The sequence below is a fragment of the Desulfomarina sp. genome, assembly GCF_054039375.1.
The window spans coordinates 59,445-66,050 of sequence record NZ_JBPLBA010000093.1; the positions used below are offsets into that span (position 1 = coordinate 59,445).

At 50.4% G+C, this 6,606-nt stretch carries 6 protein-coding genes; 1 reads left to right on the forward strand and 5 read right to left on the reverse strand.

What is annotated here, in order from left to right; genetic code table 11:
* The first annotated feature begins 125 nt into the window (after window positions 1-125).
* Window positions 126-1,658 carry a sigma-54-dependent Fis family transcriptional regulator gene (locus tag ACXLDX_RS05195; protein ID WP_457576132.1) on the forward strand — a complete coding sequence of 511 codons (1,533 nt, stop codon included), beginning with the start codon at window positions 126-128 and terminating at the stop codon, window positions 1,656-1,658.
* A gap of 41 nt (window positions 1,659-1,699) precedes the next feature.
* On the opposite strand, the gene ACXLDX_RS05200 is transcribed toward ACXLDX_RS05195, so the two are convergent.
* The 5 genes from ACXLDX_RS05200 to ACXLDX_RS05220 all read right to left on the reverse strand — a co-directional run bounded on the left by ACXLDX_RS05200 (window position 1,700) and on the right by ACXLDX_RS05220 (window position 6,453).
* Window positions 1,700-2,266, reverse strand: coding sequence for an NADPH-dependent FMN reductase (locus ACXLDX_RS05200; protein ID WP_457576133.1), 567 nt, complete (start codon window positions 2,264-2,266; stop codon window positions 1,700-1,702).
* 3 nt (window positions 2,267-2,269) lie between these two features.
* Window positions 2,270-3,772, reverse strand: a complete 1,503-nt coding sequence (locus ACXLDX_RS05205; protein ID WP_457576134.1) for a tetratricopeptide repeat protein — start codon at window positions 3,770-3,772, stop codon at window positions 2,270-2,272.
* Window positions 3,773-3,983: 211 nt separating this feature from the next.
* The gene (locus ACXLDX_RS05210; RefSeq protein ID WP_457576135.1) at window positions 3,984-5,165 is read right to left on the reverse strand and encodes a thiolase C-terminal domain-containing protein; all 1,182 of its coding nucleotides are present in this window, start codon (window positions 5,163-5,165) and stop codon (window positions 3,984-3,986) included.
* Window positions 5,166-5,211: 46 nt separating this feature from the next.
* A complete protein-coding gene (locus ACXLDX_RS05215) occupies window positions 5,212-5,643 on the reverse strand; it encodes a Zn-ribbon domain-containing OB-fold protein (protein WP_457576136.1) in 432 nt (143 codons plus the stop codon).
* A 42-nt stretch (window positions 5,644-5,685) separates the two neighbouring features.
* Window positions 5,686-6,453: an enoyl-CoA hydratase/isomerase family protein gene (locus tag ACXLDX_RS05220; RefSeq protein WP_457576137.1), complete on the reverse strand. Its 768-nt coding sequence runs from the start codon at window positions 6,451-6,453 to the stop codon at window positions 5,686-5,688.
* Between the last annotated feature and the right edge of the window lie 153 nt (window positions 6,454-6,606).

Sequence of the window (6,606 nt, forward strand, 5' to 3'; positions counted from 1 at the left end):
TTTATAGTAAGATGCGAGTGGCACTCGCATTGAGTTACCTTATATGGTGACAACTTTTACCATATAAGGTAATATACACTCAGCTCACCAAATAAGGTAAAAAACGCCCCGAGCCAGATAAACAAATGGATGAGAACCTTTTTTTCAAAAAAGCCACCCTGCTGATCTGCAGCAGCCTTGATGTGGAAGTTGCCCTGTGGCGATGTTTCGGATTTATCCGAAATTATCTGCCGGCGGATGCAATGTATCTGAACATTTATGAGCCGAGCATCAGCGGTATCCGTTACGTGGCCATGGCCGATGACCGGGGCGGAAAAAAAATCGGTCAATCAATCAAGCTGCCGGCTGGCCTGATCCAGGCCATTGAAAGCGGCAGGCGGCTGCAGGATTATCTCATCATCAACAGTCCCGATGACGACCCCCTGGGAAGGATTATCACAACAGAACTGCAGTTAAAAGATTATTCCTTTATCGCCCTGCGCCTCTTTATCGAAGGCCATCGCCTTGGTGTAATCGATCTTTTCGCCAAAGGTCATAACCGTTTCTCCGAAAACCACGCGCATCTGCTGGCACAGCTCCGCGAACCTTTTGCCATTGCCATGGCCAATGCCCTGAAACACCAGGAACTGCGGGATCTGAAGGAAAGCCTGGTTTCAGATAACCGTTACCTCAACAGCGAACTAATTTCCCGGGCAGGCGATGAAGTCATCGGAGCTGAAACCGGTCTGAAGGATGTCATGGACAAGGTGGTTCAGATCGCCCACCTCAAAACAACCGTACTGTTATTCGGCGAAACGGGAACAGGAAAAGAGGTCATAGGCAATGCCATTCATCGTCAGTCCCCCAGACGCGACAAGCCTTTCATCAAGGTCAACTGCGGAGCTATCCCCGAAAATCTTATTGACAGTGAACTGTTCGGTCATGAAAAGGGCGCCTTCACCGGAGCGGACCGCCAGAAACGGGGCCGTTTTGAACGGGCCAACAAGGGTACGATCTTTCTTGATGAGATAGGAGAGCTGCCACCCTGGGCCCAGGTCAGACTGCTGCGGGTTCTGCAGACCCAGGAGATTGAGAGGGTCGGCGGTTCTCCACCGATTAAACTTGATATCCGGGTGATTGCCGCCACCCATCGCAACCTGGAAAAGATGGTCGAAGAGGGCAGTTTCAGGGAGGACCTGTGGTTCCGTATCAACATGTTCCCCATATACATTCCTCCCCTCCGGGCACGCCCTGGAGACATCCCCCTGCTGGCGGCATGGTTCATCAAAAAGAAGTCAAGGGAACTCGGAATATTTCCCGTACCCGGCATCGCTCCTGAAGCTCTCAACACCCTTACCCGCCAGACCTGGCCCGGTAATGTTCGGGAACTCGAAAATGTGGTGGAACGAGCTTTGATCCAGCATCGCCATGGTCCCCTCTATTTTCACCGCCCCAAGAAAATCGCTCCGGTCGTGGAAAATGATTTTTCCCTGCAGGTTACACCTGTACCGGTTCCCCTGGACGAAGTCATCCGGACACATATAATAGAAACACTGCAGGCGGCAAAAGGAAAAATCAACGGGAAGGGCGGCGCTGCGGCAATGCTTGCCATACATCCAAACACGCTCCGCAACAAAATGAAAAAACTGGGCATTGAGTTTGGTCGCAAGGTCAAGTAATTACAAGCAATTACTCGCAGAGTTATTATCCCTGTGACCAATTACAAGGGCTCCCGGTTACTGAGAAGATTGACCCATGCGACAAAATCTTCAATGTATCTTTGTAGACGGACTTTTGTCCCTTCATCCGAAAGCAGTCCTCTATCATTAAACTTTTTCTGAACCTCCGGAACCAGGAAAGGTGGCGAGGGGACAACCGGTGAAAGAGTACTGGACAGGATATCCCGCAGGTGGTTCTGTGCCCTGGCTCCTCCGACCACGCCCTTGGCTCCGCTCAGGATCGCCACAGGTTTCCCGGCCAGAACAGATTTATAGGCCGGGCGGGAAGCCCAATCAATGGCATTTTTCAACACACCGGAAATACTGTAATTATATTCGGGAGTCGCAAAAATAACACCGTCACAGTGTGCAAGTTCATCAAGCAACCTCCGGACTTCGTCAGGCCTGTTTTCCCTGTCCGCGTCAAGATCTCCATTGTACAGAGGTAACCCAGAGCAATCAAAAAGAGTAAGAGACACGCCCTCTGGCAGGCAGCGCCCCGCACTCTGCAGCAAACCTGTATTATAGGATTTCTCCCTGATACTGCCACTGATCCCCATAAGTATCATATATTAACCCCTTTTCTGCATATGTTCGGGTTTCCTGATCTTGTGAACTCGGCCGGCAAACTCGCCGGCCTCCATATTTCTGCCAACAGTCTTATAGAACGCCGCCAGCGTCTCATAGACAATAAGAAGATGCATTTCATTGGCAACCTGATCCTTCTCAAGAATTTTCCGTGCCTCAAGAAGCAGACGTTCAGCATCTTCATTATTACCGGCAATCATCTCCAGAGTTGCGAGATTGTGCATACTCTGAGCTACAACAGGATGTTCCGGACCCATGGCCGATTTCCAGATTGACAGAGACTGGAGCAGGTATTCTTTTGCCTCCTGAAGTTTACCGGACTCTCTGGCCAGCCCTGCAAGGTTTTCAAGGGACTGGGTTGTGGCTGGATGGCGTTCTCCAAAGGCGGCTTGTCGTATTTTCAGTGCTCTCTGGTGCTGTTTCACAGCAAGACTGCGCTCCCCCCTCATACTGTGGAGAATGCCCAGATTGTTATATGACTGGGCTACAGCGGGATGATTCTCCCCAAAGACCTTCTCCCGGACAGCCAGGGATTCATTGAACAGTTTCTGGGCCTGAACAACTTTTTTCTCCTGAAGATACAACTCTCCAAGACTGTTCCGGGCCTGGGCGACGGCAGGATGATCTTCCCCTAAACCTCCAATATACATTTCCAGCGCCTGCTTCTGATATTCCTCCGCCTTTTCTCTCTTCCCCTGGCCGCTATACATGCTTGCTAGTTTTTCCAGGGTTTCTGCCAGCTCCGGATGACCATCATCGGCCATGTTCTGCCTGTAAATCCCCACAGCCTGGTTCAGGAGTGGTTCAGCTGCCTGGAAATGCCCCCTGGCAAGATATATTCCACCAAGATGGCTGAGAATGGAAGCAAAAAGGGGATGATCCACACCAATGCTGTTTTCATAAAGAACCAGGACACGCCTGAAATATTTTTCAGCTTCATCCAGGTTTCCAGTCTGCTGTTCTACGGTACCCAGCCGCTTGAGGATTTCTCCAAGATCGGGATGGTCTTTTCCAAAAACTTTTTCTCCTGCCTCCACGGCCTGCTCAAGACGGGAACGCGCCTCGCCCATCTTTCCCTGGCCAAGTAAGGCAGTGGCCAGAGACTCCAGGGGAAACAGCGGATCAAACTCCTTTTCCCTGCAGATGGCAAGTATTCTGGTAAGAACTGCCTCAGCTTCCTCGAACCGCTCAATCCGAAGATAAAGCTCTGCCAGATTGGCAAGAGTGTCGGCCACGTCAGCAGATTCCTTGCCGCCCTCCTTTTCAAAAAGTTCAAGGGAGTTCAACAAAACACCTTCCGCTTCATCAAATCTTTCCAGCAGATGATACAGTTCACCGAGATTGTTCAACGATACGGCAAGATCTCTTCCCTCTTTCTTCTCTGCCATTTCCACAGCCGCTTCGGCAATATCAAGGGCTTTATTGTAGTCACCTTCCCGTATGGCGGAAATGGTCTTTTTGTTCAAATCTTCCCAGGTATCACCCATCTTCTCTCCTGACTGACTCTGAATTCAGAGCTGAAAACAACCGGCTCATATCCGCATCGGATATGAGCCGGCTTTACAGATCCAGGTAAACCGGCAAGGCCGGGTTCTATGGCTCGGCCATTTATACCCAGTGGGTACAAAAAGCCAATGAAAATCCTTACTGGGGCAATACAACCTTCAGTCGCGGTTTTTCAAATAAACAACTTCCTGATCAAACGGATAAAATGGTGGTTCCGCTGTTCCCCATCAGGCCGTAGGTCTGGGCCATGGCAACCCTGGCCCCCTCAACCTGACGATCGCCACATCGACCTCGCAGCTGATTGGCACATTCAATGACCTGCCAGATCGCCTGGGCGGAAAGAGCTTCCCCGTGGGAGGAAAACCCTCCGCTGGGATTGACCGGCAGTTTGCCACCGATCTTCGTCAAACCGTCCCGCAGCATTTTATCCGCTTCACCTTCTCCGCAGAACCCGCAGGTCTCAAGATACACCAGGTAATGCCAGGAACTGTTATCGGGCAGTTCAAGCAGATCAATATCCTCCGGCCCGATACCGGCCTTTTCATACGCCTGGCGGGAGGCGGAATAGCTCTCACTGAGCATCGGGGCCTCGGGGACGGACGGGCAGGAAAGGGCGGAAATGCGGATGGTCGGGTCACCATACATGGCACTGCCCATGGTTGTTGCGTTGATCTTCACCGGATTGTCCGCCTTGGCAATCAGCTCTTTGTCGGCTGTAACGATGAGCGCGGCAGCACCCGTGCTCACCGGACAGATTTCATAAAGCCTTAAAGGATCACAGACATAGACTGAATTCAATACTTCTTCCAGGCTGTAGGTTTTTTTGAAACGGGCATGGGGATTTTTAGAGCCGTATTCACTCATCAGCACTTTGACCAGGGCCAGATCCTCTTCGGTTGTGTCGTATTTCTCCATCCGCTTCCTGCACTCCAACGCCCAGTAAATGGGATTGGGCAGACCACCCATCTTCCATCGAATGACGTCCCTGTCCTGAACTGCATTATCGGACTTGGCTGTCAGAAATCCCTTTGGAGAAACATCTGCGCCAAAGGCCAGGGCGGTATCAGTCTCACCTGCAGCTATACTGTTGTAGGCCATTCTGATGGAGGCTGATCCGGTGGCGCAGGCGTTATAAACGTTAACCACGGGAATGCCGGTTTCACCAAAAATAGACTCCAGGTACTGACCGGAAAGATGACCGGCGTTCCCCCCGTAAATAAAAATCCCGGCCATTATCGCCTGGATCTTCTGCCATTCTATATTGGCGTCTTTTAAAGCACCATCAACGGCCACGGCTGCAAAATCAGCAAATACCTGCTCAGAAAAACCCATCCAGGGATGGATCCCTGTTCCTATAATATATACATCTCTCATGGTAATTATCCCTTTTTTATTGATAACGGTAATTGATAACGGTCATTTAAACAGCCTTGAACGCCCAGGTGACTACCTGCTGCTTCTCCTCGTTGGTGTACATCTCAAGCAGGGTTGTTTCCATTTCCATACCGATTTTCAGCGTCTTCAGATCAGTTTCCGTGATGATACCGGTAATCTGGATTTTCTCATCTTCAAATTCCACCAGGCCGATACCGTAGGGGGTGATCTTTTTTTCTGTTTTGAATGGTGCCGGACAGGGATAATATTGAATCGTATAACTGGCCAGTTTTCCTCTTGCCGGAAGAAGCACATCTTCCACTCCTTCTCTTGAACAGCCGGGGCGGTGCTGATAATGCTCTTTCGGGAAAAAGTATGTTCCACAGCTGCTGCATTTCGCACTCATCAATCTCACTTCACCGGTGGACCAGTCCACCAGATTGGGTATCCGGGCTACCTTGTTTGCCATATTTTCCATTGTGTTCTTCCTTAATTAATATCCTGATTTAAAACCCAACTGCTAACGACCGACAAATTTCGGTTTTCTCTTCTCAAGAAACGCGTTGACTCCTTCCTCCTTATCTTCCAGGGAAAGCGCCAGGGCATACATTTCATATTCGTAGTCAAGTCCATCCTGCAGGCTCATCTGCATTCCCTTGTTGATCGCCTGCTTGGCCAGTTTCAGAGCAGCAGAGCTTTTAGCCGCAATCCTGCCCGCAATTTCCTTTGCAACCATCATCAATTCATCCATGGGCACCACCCGGTTCACAAGACCAATCCGGTCAGCCTCGTCCGCCCGGATAATCTCTCCGGTAAAGATCAGCTCCTTGGCCCTGCATACGCCAACAAGACGCTGCAACCGCTGGGTACCGCCACCACCCGGAATAATACCGAGGTTGATTTCAGGCTGGCCGAATTTCGCTTTCTCCGAGGCAATAATCAGGTCACAGGCCATGGCAATCTCGCAACCACCGCCCAGGCAGAAACCATTGACCGCTGCAATTACCGGTTTGCCCAGCTTTTCCACAATGGCTCCAAGACGAACGATATTATGTGCCGCGAACGGAGTTGTCGCGTGAAACTCCTTGATATCGGAACCGGCAACAAAAGATTTGCCGGATCCTGTCAGAATGAGCACCTTGACCGTCTCATCTTCTTCAACATCTTTTACCGCCGCGGCAAACTCTGCCCTGGTCTTGATATTAAGGGCATTCATCGCCTCGGGACGGTTAAAGGTAATAACCGCAATGTTTTCTTCTTTTTCTACAATAATGTTTTCGAAACTCATAATTCCCTCTTTAGGCTGAAAGCATTCTCAGGATGGTTCAGATGCGGTAATCACATCCCGCAATTATAGTCACGCTATATTGCGAGATGGGAGTGCATGCAGCTGGGCCATCCTGTGACTGCTTACGATTTCTTCTGCTGGCGAATGCCATAC